The following is a 14,808-nucleotide window of genomic DNA, read 5'->3' as shown; positions in this document are numbered from 1 at the left end:
TGAGAGCTTCGCCCGCACGTGGCGGCCCGCGGCCGCCCGTCGGCTTGCACCGTCGGTGAGGGTGGGGCCCGCCGGCTCCCTCGCCGTCGGTCCTGCCCTGCTTTCCAGAGTGACCTACCCCGCACGGTACGGATGCCTGAGAGATTCCGGGGAGGGTTTGCTCCTTCGGCGCCCTGCTCCGCCGGGGCGGAGGGGACTCTCCCGAGCGGGCTCGGCAGTCGCGCCCAGGGTACCAGCGGTCGCGCCGCAGATCACGGGCGCCCCCGGCGCACTCCGGCCGCTCCCGACCCGCCCTCGAACGGCCCCATCCCCTCCCCAACGGCGGCGTTCGAATGGCCGACGTCCGATTGATGGCTTTTCGTGTGAAGTGCGGCCGGGCAGCTCTGCCGACCGCCCCCTGACGGAGTGTCAGGGGTGCTTTCGTACCTCTCCTCTGGAGGACAGCGTGCAGACCGACATCGACCCGCGAGACCTGATCGGGCACAAGGCGGTCGACCGGAACGGTGACAAGATCGGCACCGTCGACGAGGTCTACCTCGACGACGCGACCGGCGAACCCGAGTGGGCGGCCGTCCGCACGGGGATCTTCGGCCGGGACGCGTTCGTCCCGCTGACCACCAGCGAGTTCTCCGGCGAGGAGCTCCGGGTCCCCTACGACAAGTCACTGATCAAGGACTCGCCCGACTTCGGCGTCGGCCAGCACCTCTCCCCGGCGCAGGAACTGCAGCTCTACCGCTACTACGGCCTGGAGACCGGCATGCCCGTCGCCGCCCCGGTGGCGGCCGCCGCCGTGGCGGCCAACGGCACGGACGCCGTCAAGGACCTCGACTTCGGCACCATCGGCACCACCAAGGAAAGCAGCAGCGTGAACGCGACCACCACCGCCCCGACCATGACGGCCGCCCCGATGGCCTTCACCGCCACCTCCGAGATGCCGGCCGCCCCGGTCACCACCGCCAAGCCGGCCGAGTCCGCCGCACCCACCACCCCGACCGTCCCCGGCAACGCCCCGAGCGGCCCGATCGAGATCACCTGCCGCGAGGAGCGCCTCGACGTCACCACCGAGTGGCACGTGCTGGGCACCGCGAAGCTGCGCAAGTACGTCACCTCCGAGGCGGTGGAACGCAAGGTCCCGGTGGTCAAGGAGCGGGTCCGGGTCGAACGGGTGCCGGTCACCGAGGCCGAGCGGGCCGCCCTCAGCGAGCAGGAGATCGCCGAGGCCGTCGAGGAGGTGACCCTCCGGGAGGAACGCCCGGTGGTCCGCAAGTACCTCGCCCCCGTCGAACGCGTCCGCCTGGTCGTCGAGCGCTACACCGAGGAGGCCGTCATCCACGACGAACTCCGCCGCGAACAGGTCGAGATCCACGACGACACCACCGAACCGGCACCCCCGGCCCCCCAGGCCTCCCCCGGCCGCCCGGAACCCCTGCGCCCCTCCTGACATCCCCTCACGAAGCCGCCCCGCGCCTACCGCGCGGGGCGGCTTCACTGTGCGCTGCTCCACTCCGCCAGAGCTTCACCCCCGAGCCCGCCCGGCAGGGCACCCCACTTTGCCAAAGCTTCACCAGACAATATTTGACACACTGAAGTATCTCCCGTCATGGTTACTTCAGTCCCTTGACTTTCAACCGAAGGAAGCTTCCCGTGAGGCCGAGCAGCACGCGCGTGCTCCCCGCCCTGGTGCTGGCGATGCTGGCATTCAGCGTGGTGCAGACCGCCGTCGTCCCGATCCTGCCCTCGCTGGCCCGCGAACTGGACGTCTCCGGTTCCAGCATCACCTGGCTCATGACGGCGAACCTGCTGTCCGCCGCCGTCCTGACCCCGCTGCTCGGCCGCTTCGGCGACCTCCGCGGCCGCAAGCCGATGCTGCTGGTCTCGCTCGCCGGCCTGGTGGCCGGCTCCGCGCTCGCGGTCGGCACCCACTCGTTCACCTGGCTCGTGGTCGCCCGCGTCCTCCAGGGCGCCGGCGGTGGCGTGCTGCCGCTGGCGATCAGCATCGTCCGTGACGAGCTCCCCAAGGAGAAGGTCACCGGCGGCGTCGCGGCCATCTCCGCCTCGATGGGCGTCGGCTCCGGCCTCGGCCTGGTCGCCACCGGCCTGCTGCTGGAGCACTGGGACTACAAGTCCATCTTCTGGATGGGCCTCGGCTTCGGCCTGCTCGCCGTCGTCCTGGTCGCCGTCCGCGTCCCGACCGACCCGGTGGTCGACAAGAACGGCGGCGCCGACCCGCTCGGCGCGCTCACCCTGGCCGGCTGGCTCTCCGCCCTGCTGATCGCGGTCTCCCAGGGCAACACCTGGGGCTGGACCTCCAACCGCACCCTGGGCCTGTTCGCCGCCGCCGCCGTGATCGCCCTGGTCTGGGGGATCATCGAGGTCAAGGTCAAGCACCCGCTGGTGGACATGAAGATGATGGCCCGTCCGGCCGTCGCCTTCACCAACATCTCCGGCCTGCTGATCGGCTTCGGCATGTACGGCTCGTTCATGGTGATCAGCAACTTCGCCCAGACCCCGGAGAAGCTGGCCCACTACGGCTTCACCGCCACCGTGCTGCACGCCGGCGTCATGCTGCTGCCCTCCGCCGTCGGCTCGATGGTCGCCGCCCCGGTCGGCGCACTGCTGATCGCCCGCCGCGGCCCCCGCCTGCCGCTGGTCCTCGGTGGCGTGCTCGGCTCCGCCGCCATGGTCTACCTGGCGCTGCGTCACTCCGCCGAGGGCGACATCTACTTCGCCTCCGCCGTCTTCGGCCTCGGCGTCGGCCTCGCCTACGCGGCGATGCCCGCCTACATCAACGGCGCCGTCCCGGCCGAGCAGTCCGGCATCGCCAACGGTATGAACGCGGTGCTGCGCACCGTCGGTGGCGCCATCGGCACCGCCGTGATGGCCGCGATCCTGACCGGCGACACCATGAAGCTGCCGATCCCGGTCCAGCTGCCCACCCTGGACGCCTACAAGCACGCGTTCTGGGTCGCCGCCGCCGTCTGCCTGGTGGCCGCCGTGGTCCCGTTCGCGATCCGCCGGATCAAGGAGATCCCCGCTCCGGCCGAGGCCGCCGCCTCGCCCGAGCTGGTGAAGACCGACGCCTGACGAGGCGTCACCACCCGCGCGCTCAGGGACGGGTCGCGCGGGTGGGCTCCGGCCGCCGCCGGTACGCGAGGGCATCGCGCCCGGACGAGCGGCCGCAGGATGAATGGCCCCCGCACCGCTGGACACGGTGCGGGGGCCGTCGTCATTCCCGCCCCCACTCACCCGGCCGACGCAGGCCGTCCTCCTCGCCCTCCGCCTGCTCGCCCTCCTCCGCCGCCGGCCGCACCATCCCCGGCCGCAGCGGCAGCGGCCCCGAGGGCTCCAGCTCGGGATCGTCCACCGCGAAGGTCCGCACCCGCCCCACCTCGCCCTGCGGCGTCTCGAAGCGCACCGTCACCCGCCCCACCCCGCTCCCCTGCACCCATCCGGGCCCGAGCTGAGCGTGCGTCACGTCCTGCCCCGGCCGCCACTGCCGCACGACCGCCGCGGCCGCCACCACCGCCTCCGGCACGTCCTCCTCCGCGGCCCCGGCCGCCTCCGCCGCCCGCTCCTCCCGCTCGGCCTGCGCGAACAGGTCCTCCTGGGTGAAGTCGGCCAGCTGCGCCACGCCGACCCCGAGCAGCCGGACCCCGCCGGTGACGTCCACCTGCTGGGCCAGCCGCCGGGCCGTCTCGGCGATCACCACCGGATCGTCGGTCGGGGACCGCAGCGTCTCGGAGCGGGTGATGGTGGAGAAGTCGAAGCGCCGCACCTTGAGCACCACCGTCCGCCCCGAGCGCCCGGCCGCGTGCAGGCGGCGGACGCAGCGGGCCGCCAGCTCGTCGATCTCGCGCAGCACCCGGCCCCGGTCCGCCACGTCCACCTCGAAGGTGTCCTCGACCGAGACGGACTTGGCGTCCCGGTCCGGCACCACCGGGCGCTCGTCCAGGCCCAGCGCCATCTGGTGCACCCCGGCCCCGTGCGCCCGGCCGAGCAGCTGGACCAGCTCGCCCTCCCCGGCCTCCGCCAGGTCCGCCACCGTGGTCAGCCCCGCCCGGCGCAGCACCTGCTCGGTGGCCGGGCCGATCCCGGGCAGCGCCCGCGCCGACATGGTGGAGAGCACCGCCCGCTCGTGGCCGACGCCGATCAGCACCAGCCCGTCCGGCTTGGCCTGCTCCGAGGCGATCTTGGCCATCAGCTTGGAGCCGGCCACCCCGACCGAGCCGGTCAGGCCCGTGCGCTCCTCGATGTCGGCCCGCAGGTCGGTGGCGATGGCCACCGCCATCTCCGCCCCCGCCTCCGGATCCACCGCAGCCAGCGCCGGACCGTACGGCCCGGCCTCCAGGTCCACGAAGGCCTCGTCCACGCTGAGCGGCTCGACCAGCGGGGACAGCTCCCGCAGCAGGCCCATCACCACCTCGCTGACCTGGCGGTAGGCGTCGTAGCGCCCGCTCAGGAAGGCCGCGTTGGGGCAGAGCCGGCGGGCCTGGGCCATCGGCATCGCCGAGTGCACCCCGAACTTCCGGGCCTCGTACGAGGCGGTGGAGACCACCCCCCGCACCCCGAGACCGCCGACAATGACCGGCTTCCCGCGCAGGCTCGGCTTGGCCGCCTGCTCCACCGCGGCGAAGAAGGCGTCCATGTCGAGGTGGAGAATGCTCGGCACCGACCGCACCCGCCGATCATCCCGCACCCCACCGACAACCCCGCCGCCGACGGCGCCGACGCGTCAGGTCAGCGCGGCGCGGCCACCGCCACCCCGACGCCGTGCTCCTTGTCGCCCCAGAAGGTCGGGTCCGGCTCGAACACCGCGTCGAAGGCCGCCTTGGCCGCGCCGGGGATCTCCCGCAGCCCGCCGTAGTACCAGGTGGAGTTGGGGTCCTCGTCCACACCGACGGCGTATGAGTCGATCCCGGCCGCCTGACAGAGCGCCAGCACCCGCCGGGCGTGGAAGGTCTGACTGATCAGCACCGCGCGGTCGACCAGGAAGACGTGCTTGGCCCGGGTGCAGGAGTCCCAGGTGTCGAAGCCCGCGTAGTCCTCGACCACCTTGTGGGCCGGCACGCCGTGCTCGACCAGGTAGGTCTTCATCGCGGTGGACTCGTCGTACTCGGTGCGGCTGTTGTCGCCGGTGACCAGCACCGCCTGGATCTTCTCCTGCCGGTACAGCTCCACCGCCGCGTCCAGCCGGTGCGCCAGGTACGGTGAGGGCTTCCCCTCGAAGAGCCCGGCCCCGAAGACCACGCCCACCGGCGCCGCCGGGGCCCCGGCCACCGGGCCGACCCGGTCCCCCGCCGCCAGCCAGAGCCAGCTCATCGGTGCCAGGGCGACCGCCGTGCCGACCGCCAGGGCCTGGAACCACCGCCGCTGGGTCGCCCGGCTCCGCAGCAGCCGGGCCAGCGCGGCCCGGCCGTGCAGCACCCCGCCGCGCACCGCCCGCCGCAGCCGTCCTACCCGCTTGACCCCTTGAGGCCGTCGTACTCGTCGCACCCGCGTTCTCCCCTTGTCGTCCGCGGGGAGTGACGCCGGGTCAGCCCGCCCGGTTGCGCCGCTGCGCGAGCTCGTCGCCCGGGTCGTAGCCGACCACCGTCTCACCGGTGTCGGTCCGCTCGGCGTGCAGCCGCCCGAGCGTGCCCTCCAGCTCCTGCCGGACGGCGCCGACCGCGATGCCGAACATGCCCTGACCGCCCTTCAGCAGGTCGACCACCTGCTGCGGCGAGGTGCACTCGTACACCGTGGCGCCGTCGGACATCAGGGTCAGCCCGGCCAGGTCGGCCTCGTCGACGCTCTGCAGGTGGCCGACCGCGATCCGGATGTTCTGCAGCGAGACGCCGGTGTCCAGCAGCCGCTTGACGATCTTCAGCAGCAGGATGTCCCGGAAGCTGTACAGCCGCTGCGAGTTCGCCGGGTAGGCCGTCCGCACGCTCGGCTCCAGCAGGCCCGTGCGGGCCCAGTAGTCCAGCTGGCGGTAGGTGATCCCGGCCGCCGCGCACGCCGTCGGTCCGCGGTAGCCGATCAGCCCCGAGCTCGGCGCGAGCCGCTCGATGGCCGGCTGGCCCGGCTGCGCCGCGGGGAAGCGCGCGAACCGCGGCAGCTCCGCCCCGGCCTCCAGGTCCTCCCGGGACCGCTCCAGCACCGTGCGCGCGGAGCGCGGGACGTGCACGGAGCACTGGCCGGTGCCGTCCGCCCCGTCGCCAGAGCCGCTCATGCCTACCTCCGTCCGCTCCGTCGTGATGGGCCGTCATTTCCGGCGGCACGTGCCGCCGGGGCCACAACTGACGGTAGGCAGTCGCCCAGGACCCGTCAACGATCGCCACGCCGGGGCACCAGGACCTTGTCACCCGGCCGAGTGGTTTTTCGTGCCCCTAGTGTGGGTATGCGGACACCCTTTGGCAAAAGCCGATTTGCGCAACGGTCGGAGCGGGGGCTACTGCTCCCCGGTCAGACGGACGTCACTGCTGGCCGCCGAAGTCCTCCGGCGAGACCTGGTCGAGGAACTCGCGGAACTTCTCGACCTCGTCCTCCTGCTCGTCCGGGATCGCGATGCCCGCCTCGGCGAGCACCTCCTCCGCGCCGAAGATCGGCGTGCCGGTGCGCAGCGCCAGCGCTATCGCGTCGGACGGACGGGCGCTCACCTCGACGCCGCCGGAGAACACCAGGTCGGCGTAGAAGACGCCGTCCCGCAGATCGCTGATCCTGACCTCGGTCAGGTCCTGCCCGAGCGCCTCCAGCACGTCCTTGAACAGGTCGTGGGTCAGCGGCCGGACCGGCGTCATCCCCTGCTGGGCGAACGCGATCGCGGTGGCCTCGCCAGGACCGATCCAGATCGGCAGGTACCGATCTCCCCCGACCTCCCGAAGCAGCACGATCGGCTGATTGGAAGGCATCTCCACCCGGACACCCACGACGTCGAGCTCATTCACACTGGCAACCCTATGGCCCCGGTCCCGGATATGAAAGCGCAGCCGGTCAGCGGCGCCCGGAGGAGCGGACAACGTTCACTGCGCCCGCGCCCTACGGCCGGGCCCGCAGCCCCGCCTGCACCATCGCGGCGTGCAGCCGCACCGACAGCGTGGCCAGCTCCCGCGCGGTCGCCTCGGCGTGCGCCCTGGTCTGCGGATTGCGGTGCCGGCGCAGCGGCGCCACCACCTGCTCCACCAGGGCCACCTCGCGGTCGGCCGCCGCCTTCATCGCCCGCAGGTGCCGGGGCTCCAGCCCGAACCGGCCCAACTCGCCCACCAAGCGGGCGACCTGCAGCGCCTCGCCGTCGTAGCCGCCGTCCGGCCCCGGGGCGATCAGCCCGTACGACTCCCACTCCGCCAGCTCGCCCTCGCCCGCCTCGGCGGCCGCCAGCAGCTCGGCCCGGCCGAGCCGGACCCCGCCGCCGGCCGACACCGCCACCAGCTCGCGGTCCGCCTCCTCCACCGGGCCCGGCCGGTTGTCGGGCGCGGGCAGGGCCGGCGGCGCCTCGCCGCGCTCGATCGCGTCCAGGTGCTCGCGGATCACCCGCAGCGGCAGGTAGTGGTCGCGCTGCATCCGCAGCACGTACGCCAGCCGCTCCAGGTCCGCGGAGCTGAACTTGCGGTAGCCCGAGGGCGTCCGCTGGGGCTCCACCAGCCCCTCCGCCTCCAGGAAGCGGATCTTCGAGATGGTGACCTCGGGGAAGTCGTCCCGCAGGAACGCCAGCACCGCGCCGATGCTGAGCAGTTCGTCGCCGCGCCGCCTGGCCTCGCCCGCTCGGCGCGAACCCGGAACGGGCGAGGACTCGGTGGTGGAAGGGGTGGTCACACGGGCTCCTGCCGACGTCGGATCCAGTCCCCCCGGACAACGGCCTTGCGGTCTCAGTACCCCCGCTGCTGGCTGGCGAAGAAGACCAGGCGGTACTTGCCGATCTGCACCTCGTCGCCGTTGCCCAGCTGGACCTCGTCGATCCGCTCCCGGTTGACGTAGGTGCCGTTCAGGCTGCCCACGTCGGCGACGCTGAAGCCGCCCGGACGGCGCCGGAACTCCACGTGCCGCCGCGAGACCGTGACGTCGTCCAGGAAGATGTCGCCCTCGGGGTGACGGCCCGCGGTGGTGACGTCCTTGTCCAGCAGGAAGCGGCTGCCCGAGTTCGGGCCGCGCTGCACGATCAGCAGCGCCGAGTGCGGCGGCAGCGCGTCGATCGCGGCCAGCACGTCGGCGTTGAGCGCCGGGGTGGCGCCGGTGCCGGTCGTGGTGTTGGGGTCGTAGGACTCCAGGCCGTGGATCGAGATGGTCGAGGTGACCTCGGCCGAGTGCTCCGGAGCGCCGCCCCGCAGCTGGTTGCCGCAGTTGGAGCAGAACCGCGCCGTGGCGGGGTTCCGGTTCCCGCACCGGGGACACGGACTCGGACCGGCAGCCATGTTCACAGCCTCCTGGAGGTCCACACCCGGCAGGGTCTGACCGGCATAGGGGTCGTTCGGGGCGAACCCTCCACCAGAGGTTGAGGGTCCAGACTGGAAACCTATGCGCGGAGCGCCGGACTGGTCGGCCGACGCGCCGTAACCCGCCGGATTCTGCCCGCCGTCCCGGAACAGCGGACGCTCGGCGTACTCCGCCGACTCCGGCGAGGGACGCATCCCCGGCACGGAGGACTCGTCCGCCCGGTGGCGGGCGGTCGGCTGCTCGACCGCCGCAGCGCGGTTCTTGTTGCGGCCGAACAGCTTCGAGAACAGACTCACGGGCGAATCCCCTTGCGTGTGACAGACCCGCCCGCGGGGCAGGGTGTGCGGTTCGGACAGGCGGCCGGCCGCGGTGACGGCCGGAATCGGACGGGCGCTCGGCCCCAGTCTCCCCGACCGGGATGCCCGCGCCCGCACCGGGGGCGGTGCGGAACTGACGGACCGTAGGTCGGTCGGGCCGTCACTTCGCCGCCGGCTTGGCGTACTGAGGGACCGTCGGAGCGGCCAGCGCGTCGACGACGACCTTCTGCTCCTGGGTGATCGTGGCGCGCGCCTTCTGCTTCTCCAGACTGCGCACCACCCCACCGGGGATGTTCAGCGCGGGCGTGAGGTCCTGCGGGTTCCCCACCACGGTGAACCGGTACGGGGCGGACAGGACCTTGCCGTCCACCTGCACGCGGTCCTCACCGCTGTCGGTGAAGTAGCTGCCGGCCACCACTCGCACGTCGTTGATCTGAATCGCCTCCGCCCCTGCGGCTCGGAGTTCCTGCAGGGTGTCCAGCAGCATATCGGCCTTCACCTGCCGCTGGGGATCATCGATCGTCAGCACGATCCCCGGGCCGGTCGCGCGGACCGTACCCGCCAGCACCCCGAGCTCCGTCGCCTTCTTCCTGGTCTGCTCCTGGGCCTCCTTGGCTTGGTTGGAGCTGTTCTCCAACTGCGCCAGGGACTGCTCCAGCTGCGTCTTCTCCTGCTGGAGACGCTGCTGACGGCTGTCCAGTTCGTCGAGGATGCGGACCAGGTCCTCCTGACGGGCACCGCGCAGCTGACTGTGGTCGTTGGTCGAGCGCACCTGCACCGCCAGCGCGAAGCCCAGCACCAACAGCAGCGTGGCCACCACGAGCTGACCGCGCGACAGGCGCGGCGGCCAGAGCGCGGTCCGCAGCCGCCGGCGCGGGGTGTTCTCGTCCACCGGCTCCGCCACCGCCACCGGCTCCGGCTCTGGCACGACGTCCGGCTCGGGCCGGACCTCGGGCTCGGGCTCGGGCTCGGGCGCCGGTGTCGGCTCGGGGTCCCGGACCGCCTCCGGCTCCGGCGTCGGCTCGGGCGTGTCGTGCCGCTCCGGCTCCTCCGGGGCGGGCTCCGGCTTCTTCTCCTCCGCTGCCACGACTCCCCCTCTCAGGCCCGGAACACGTGCCGGCGGATCGCGGCGGCGTTGGAGAAGATCCGGATGCCGAGCACGACCACCACACCGGTGGAGAGCTGCGACCCCACCCCGAGCTGGTCACCCAGGTAGACGATCAGCGCGGCCACCACCACGTTGGAGAGGAAGGAGACCACGAAGACCTTGTCGTCGAAGATCCCGTCCAGCATCGCCCGGACGCCGCCGAACACCGCGTCCAGCGCCGCCACCACCGCGATCGGCAGGTACGGCACCACGGCGTCGGGCACCTCGGGCTGCACGATCAGACCGGCGATCACGCCGATCACGAGACCCAGCACGGCAATCACGGGGTAGCTGCTCCTGAGGTGTCGGGCTGCGCGTACCGCAGCGTGATGCCGAGCGCGCCCGGCACCGTCAGCTTCTTCTGCACGGTGAGCGTGGACTTGATGCCGTAGCTGTCCTGAATGATCTTCAGGTACCGCCCGGCCTCGCCGTCCTGGAAGGCCTGGCCGAACTTCGCCCCGTCACCGATCGCCAGCACCGTGTACGGCGGCACCAGCGGACGGTTGTCGACCAGCACCGCGTCGCCGGCGGCCCGGATCGCGGAGAGCTCGGTGAGCCGCTGGCCGTTGATCGAGACGGCCTCCGCCCCGGCCCGCCAGACGCCGTTGACGACCAGTTGGAGGTCGCGGTCCCGGAGCCGGCCGGTGTTGGAGAAGCCCTCGGCCTGACGCGGGTCGGAGACGTTGCCGCCGGCACCCGTGCCCGAGGCGTCCTCCAGCACCAGCCTGAAGCCGGGGCCGACCACCTCGGCGGTGCCCGCCCGGGCCGCCAGGTCGGCCAGCGCCGCGCCGCTGTCGCTCTGCAGCGCCTGGCCCTGGGCCTTCTCCACCTTGCCGCGCAGGTCCTGGATCTGCTGCTGCATGTGGTCGGCCGAGCCGGTGGCGTCCTGCACCCGCTGCACCAGGGCGTCCCGCTCGCGGGCCAGGGTCGGCGCCGCCTGCTGCGTGTTCACCGCCCCGACGGTCACCACGGTGGTGGCCAGCGCAAGACCGAGGGCCAGCACCAGCTTGCCCTTCACCGCGGTCGGCATCCGGCTCGGGCCCTGGCCCTCGCGTGCCTTGGCGGCCTCGGCGTAGCCCTCGTCCAGCCCGTGGTCCATCACGCTGGTCAGCAGGGACATCGAGGCGTCCGGGCGCGCGTAGCGTCCGTCCCGGTCGTTCGGCCTCGGCGATGCTGGCATGCGAGACATCGTCCCATGTCGCCGACCGGGTGAACGCACACCCCCCGCCGTGAACTGCCCGATCGGTCACCCGATCGTGACCGGAACGTCCCGGGGCGGGCGGTTCGCACCGCCCGCCCCGGTCGTTCCGCCCCGGCTACCTCCCCGCGCCGTCCACCACGGCCGCCCACTCGTCGAGCAGCTGCTGCGTCGCCGCGTCGTCCGGGCCCTCCGCCCACAGGTGGGTGACGGCCTCGGCCGGGTCCGGCAGCACCAGCGTCCAGCGCCCGTCCGCCTCGACCACCCGCACGCCGTCGGTGGTGTCCAGCCGCCGGTTGCCCGCCGCCTCCACCACCGAGCGCATCACCATGCCCTTGGCCGCCCACGGCGTGGCGATGTCCCGCCGCTGGATGTGCGCCTGCGGGATCCGCGCGTCGATCTGACTCAGCGTCAACTGGGTCCGCGCCACCAGGCCGACCAGGCGCACGAAGGCCGCGGCCCCGTCCAGCACGCCACTGAACTCCGGCACCACGAAGCCGCCGCGCCCGTCCCCGCCGAAGACCGTCGAGTCCGCCGCGGCCGCCTTGGCCAGGTCGTCCGGCGAGGTGGTCGTCCAGATCACCTGGGTGCCGTGGTACGCCGCCACCTGCTCGGCGATCCGCGTGGTGGTCACCGGCAGCGCCACCTGCCCGCTGCGCCGCTCGGCCGCGACCAGGTCGAGCAGCACCAGCAGCGCCCGGTCGTCCTCGATCACCCGGCCCAGCTCGTCCACGAAGGAGACCCGCTCGCCGACGGGGTCGAACCGCACCCCGAAGGCCGCCCGCGAGGAGGCCACCAGCTCACCGAGCCTGGCCAGCCCGGCCCGCCGCTCCTCCGCGTCCTCCGTCGGCCGCGCCTCGTCCAGGCCGCCGCTGACGGTGAGCGCCTCCACCCCGAGCCGCCCCAGGATCGAGGGCAGCACCAGCCCGGCACTGCCGTGCGCGGCGTCCACCACCACCTTCAGCCCGGCCTCCCGGACCCCACGGGTGTCCACCGCCCGCAGCAGGTTCCCCGCGTACGAGTCGAAGACGCTGGCCGGGTGCTGCAGGTCCCCGATCTCGCCCGGGAAGGCCCGCCGGTACTCCTGGCGCGCGTACACCCGGTCGAGCTTGCGCTGCCCGGCCTGCGACAGGTCGGCCCCGCGCTCGTCGAAGAACAGGATGTCCAGCGAGTCCGGCACCCCGGGCGAGGTCCGCAGGAAGATCCCGCCGGCACCACCGCGGGCGGTGTGCTGCCGGGCCACCGGCATCGGCACGTTCTCCAGGTCGCGGACGTCGATCGCGCTGGTCTGCAGGGCAGAGATCATCGCCCGTTTGAGTGCCCGGGCCCCGCGCGAGTGGTCACGCGCGATGGTGACGGTGGCGCCCTTCTTCAGCGTGGTGGCATACGCCCCGGCGAGCCGGACGGCCAGCTCCGGCGTGATCTCCACGTTGAGGATCCCGGAGACGCCGCGCACCCCGAAGAGGTGCTCCTGCCCGCGGGACTCCCAGATCACCGAGGTGTTGACGAAGGCACCGGCCTCGACGGTCTTGAACGGGTAGACCCGGACGTTGCCCGAGATGATCGACTCCTCGCCGATCAGGCACTCGTCCCCGATCACCGCCCCGTCCTCGATCCGGGCCGCCCGCATCACGTCGGTGTTCTTGCCCACCACGCACCCGCGCAGGTTGGACTGCGGCCCGATGTAGACGTTGTCGTGGATCACCGCCTTGTGCAGGAACGCGCCCCGCTTCACGACCACGTTGGAGCCCAGGACGGTGTGCTCCCGCAGCTCCACGCCGGCCTCGACCTTGGCGTAGTCCCCGATGTACAGCGGCCCGCGCAGCACCGCCTCCGGGTCCACCTCGGCCCCCTCGGCGATCCAGACCCCCGGAGAGATCTCGAAGCCGTCCAGCTCGACGTCGACCTTCCCCTCCAGGACGTCCGCCTGGGCCTTGCCGTAGCTCTCGTGGGTGCCCACGTCCTCCCAGTAGCCCTCGGCGACGTAGCCGTAGACCGGCTTGCCCTCCTTGAGCAACTGCGGGAAGACGTCGCTCGACCAGTCCACCACCTCGCCGGCCGCCACGTAGTCGAAGACCTCCGGCTCCATGACGTAGATCCCGGTGTTCACGGTGTCCGAGAAGACCTGCCCCCAGGTCGGCTTCTCCAGGAACCGCTCGACCCGGCCCTCCTCGTCGGTGATGGTGATCCCGAATTCCAACGGGTTCGGCACCCGGGTCAGGCAGACCGTCACCAGCGCGCCCTTGCTCCGGTGGAACTCGATCAGATCGGTGAGGTTGAAGTCGGTCAGCGCGTCACCGGAGATCACCAGGAACGAATCGTCCCGGAGGGCGTCCTCCGCGTTCTTCACGCTTCCCGCGGTACCGAGTGGGATCTCCTCATTGGCATAGGTGAGGTGCATACCCAGTTCTTCACCGTCCCCGAAGTAGTTCTTCACCAGGGAGGCGAGGAACTGCACGGTGACGACGGTGTCCGAGAGGCCGTGTCGCTTGAGCAGCCTCAGCACGTGCTCCATGATCGGGCGGTTCGCCACCGGCAGCAGTGGTTTGGGCATGCTCGAGGTCATCGGGCGAAGGCGAGTTCCCTCGCCCCCTGCCATCACAACGGCTTTCATTCGGGTGCGTCCTCCTTCGCGGCTCTGGAAAACCCCTGCACGGGCTTCCATCAAACCGTTCCGCAGGCATCTCTACCCGTTGAGTCCCCCTCGACGCACCGGAGGGGCGTGGGACTCGTCTCGTCCCACGCCCCTCCGGAGCACCGCACTTCTCCGCGATCAGGCCGCGACGGCCCGATCCGCCTTGACCAGCTGCCGCACCTGAACGGCGTACAGGATGCCAGCCCACCAGTAGAGCACCGTGCCCCACCAGATGAACGCCCAACTCACCACCGCGGCCGTGTCCGCCAGCCAGCTGTCACCACTGCCCAGGAGCAGGAGCGGGAAGGCGTACATCAGATTGAAGGTCGCAGCCTTCCCCAGGAAGCTCACCTGGAGCGGCCCGTACCCGTGCTTGCTCAACACCGGCAACAGCGCCCCCAGGAACACCTCACGCGCCAGCAGGATCGCCGTGACCCACCAGGGCAGGATCTCCCGCCAGGTCAGCCCCACCAGCGTCGACAGCACGTACAGCCGGTCCGCGGCCGGATCGAGGATCTGCCCGAGCCGGCTGATCTGCCCCCACCGCCGGGCCAACTTCCCGTCCAGGTAGTCGCTGATCCCGCTCAACATCAGGATGGCGATCGCCCAACCGTCGTTGTTCGGCCCCCCGAACACCGGCCAGAGAATCAGCCACAGGAAGATCGGAACGCCCACCAGCCGGCCCATGCTCAGCAGGTTGGGAATGGTGAGGACGCGGTCGGTCTGAACGCGCGTCTCCTGGACCTCCACGAGGGGGCCTCCCTGTACGGTACGAAAACGGTGCGGACTGACCATACAACAGAGAAGCCCCCCATCCTGAGGATGAGGGGCTTCTCTTGAATGATTGTTCGGCGGCGTCCTACTCTCCCACAGGGTCCCCCCTGCAGTACCATCGGCGCTGTGAGGCTTAGCTTCCGGGTTCGGAATGTAACCGGGCGTTTCCCTCACGCTATGACCACCGAAACACTATGAAACTGTCAACCGCACCACGTCGTCTTCTCATGACGTGGGGTCGTTGTTTCAGAACAACACAGTGGACGCGAGCAACTGAGGACAAGCCCTCGGCCTATTAGTACCGGTCAGCTCCACCCCTTACAGGGCT

Annotated in this window: 13 protein-coding genes, 1 rRNA gene and 1 riboswitch; of the genes, 2 read left to right on the top strand and 12 right to left on the bottom strand. The window is 71.7% G+C overall.

The window, feature by feature from the left end; translation table 11 throughout:
* Window positions 1-114: 114 nt before the first annotated feature.
* A riboswitch (glycine riboswitch) is annotated at window positions 115-214 on the bottom strand.
* Between the two features lie 231 nt (window positions 215-445).
* Window positions 446-1,441 (top strand): PRC and DUF2382 domain-containing protein, encoded by a 996-nt coding sequence (locus ACWCYY_RS04860; protein WP_345280576.1) that lies wholly within the window; start codon window positions 446-448, stop codon window positions 1,439-1,441.
* Between the two features lie 203 nt (window positions 1,442-1,644).
* Window positions 1,645-3,084 carry an MFS transporter gene (locus ACWCYY_RS04855; protein WP_449795126.1) on the top strand — a complete coding sequence of 480 codons (1,440 nt, stop codon included), beginning with the start codon at window positions 1,645-1,647 and terminating at the stop codon, window positions 3,082-3,084.
* A gap of 142 nt (window positions 3,085-3,226) precedes the next feature.
* On the opposite strand, the gene ACWCYY_RS04850 is transcribed toward ACWCYY_RS04855, so the two are convergent.
* The 12 genes from ACWCYY_RS04850 to rrf form a co-directional block, all read right to left on the bottom strand.
* Entirely contained in the window at window positions 3,227-4,678 is a 1,452-nt protein-coding gene (locus ACWCYY_RS04850; RefSeq protein ID WP_449795125.1) for a DNA polymerase IV, read from the bottom strand.
* 59 nt (window positions 4,679-4,737) lie between these two features.
* Window positions 4,738-5,493 carry a SanA/YdcF family protein gene (locus ACWCYY_RS04845; protein ID WP_449795124.1) on the bottom strand — a complete coding sequence of 252 codons (756 nt, stop codon included), beginning with the start codon at window positions 5,491-5,493 and terminating at the stop codon, window positions 4,738-4,740.
* A gap of 40 nt (window positions 5,494-5,533) precedes the next feature.
* Window positions 5,534-6,211 carry a MerR family transcriptional regulator gene (locus ACWCYY_RS04840; RefSeq protein ID WP_449795123.1) on the bottom strand — a complete coding sequence of 226 codons (678 nt, stop codon included), beginning with the start codon at window positions 6,209-6,211 and terminating at the stop codon, window positions 5,534-5,536.
* 244 nt (window positions 6,212-6,455) lie between these two features.
* Entirely contained in the window at window positions 6,456-6,926 is a 471-nt protein-coding gene (locus ACWCYY_RS04835; RefSeq protein ID WP_380148371.1) for a bifunctional nuclease family protein, read from the bottom strand.
* A 91-nt stretch (window positions 6,927-7,017) separates the two neighbouring features.
* The gene (ftsR, locus tag ACWCYY_RS04830; protein WP_380148673.1) at window positions 7,018-7,710 is read right to left on the bottom strand and encodes a transcriptional regulator FtsR; all 693 of its coding nucleotides are present in this window, start codon (window positions 7,708-7,710) and stop codon (window positions 7,018-7,020) included.
* Between the two features lie 134 nt (window positions 7,711-7,844).
* A complete protein-coding gene (locus ACWCYY_RS04825) occupies window positions 7,845-8,705 on the bottom strand; it encodes an FHA domain-containing protein (protein WP_380148369.1) in 861 nt (286 codons plus the stop codon).
* A 181-nt stretch (window positions 8,706-8,886) separates the two neighbouring features.
* A complete protein-coding gene (locus tag ACWCYY_RS04820) occupies window positions 8,887-9,813 on the bottom strand; it encodes a DUF881 domain-containing protein (protein WP_380148367.1) in 927 nt (308 codons plus the stop codon).
* A gap of 11 nt (window positions 9,814-9,824) precedes the next feature.
* A complete protein-coding gene (locus ACWCYY_RS04815; RefSeq protein WP_380148365.1) occupies window positions 9,825-10,157 on the bottom strand; it encodes a small basic family protein in 333 nt (110 codons plus the stop codon).
* Window positions 10,154-11,053, bottom strand: a complete 900-nt coding sequence (locus ACWCYY_RS04810) for a DUF881 domain-containing protein (RefSeq protein ID WP_380148363.1) — start codon at window positions 11,051-11,053, stop codon at window positions 10,154-10,156. The genes ACWCYY_RS04815 and ACWCYY_RS04810 overlap by 4 nt, the downstream gene beginning before the upstream one ends.
* Before the next feature lie 136 nt (window positions 11,054-11,189).
* The gene (locus ACWCYY_RS04805) at window positions 11,190-13,685 is read right to left on the bottom strand and encodes a sugar phosphate nucleotidyltransferase (protein WP_380148361.1); all 2,496 of its coding nucleotides are present in this window, start codon (window positions 13,683-13,685) and stop codon (window positions 11,190-11,192) included.
* Between the two features lie 159 nt (window positions 13,686-13,844).
* On the bottom strand, window positions 13,845-14,456 hold the full coding sequence (locus tag ACWCYY_RS04800; RefSeq protein WP_380148359.1) for a CDP-alcohol phosphatidyltransferase family protein: 612 nt from the start codon (window positions 14,454-14,456) through the stop codon (window positions 13,845-13,847).
* A 96-nt stretch (window positions 14,457-14,552) separates the two neighbouring features.
* A 5S ribosomal RNA gene (gene rrf / locus ACWCYY_RS04795) occupies window positions 14,553-14,669 on the bottom strand.
* Window positions 14,670-14,808 lie beyond the last annotated feature (139 nt).

The sequence above is a fragment of the Kitasatospora sp. NPDC001664 genome (genome assembly GCF_053596675.1).
This window is presented reverse-complemented; position numbering and strand designations above follow the sequence as displayed.

Coding starts and splice junctions, on each gene's coding strand:
- ACWCYY_RS04805 (WP_380148361.1), bottom strand. CDS start 13,685: ATGAAAGCCGTTGTGATGGCAGGGGGCGAGGGAACTCGCCTTCGCCCG.
- ACWCYY_RS04840 (WP_449795123.1), bottom strand. CDS start 6,211: ATGAGCGGCTCTGGCGACGGGGCGGACGGCACCGGCCAGTGCTCCGTG.
- ACWCYY_RS04810 (WP_380148363.1), bottom strand. CDS start 11,053: ATGCCAGCATCGCCGAGGCCGAACGACCGGGACGGACGCTACGCGCGC.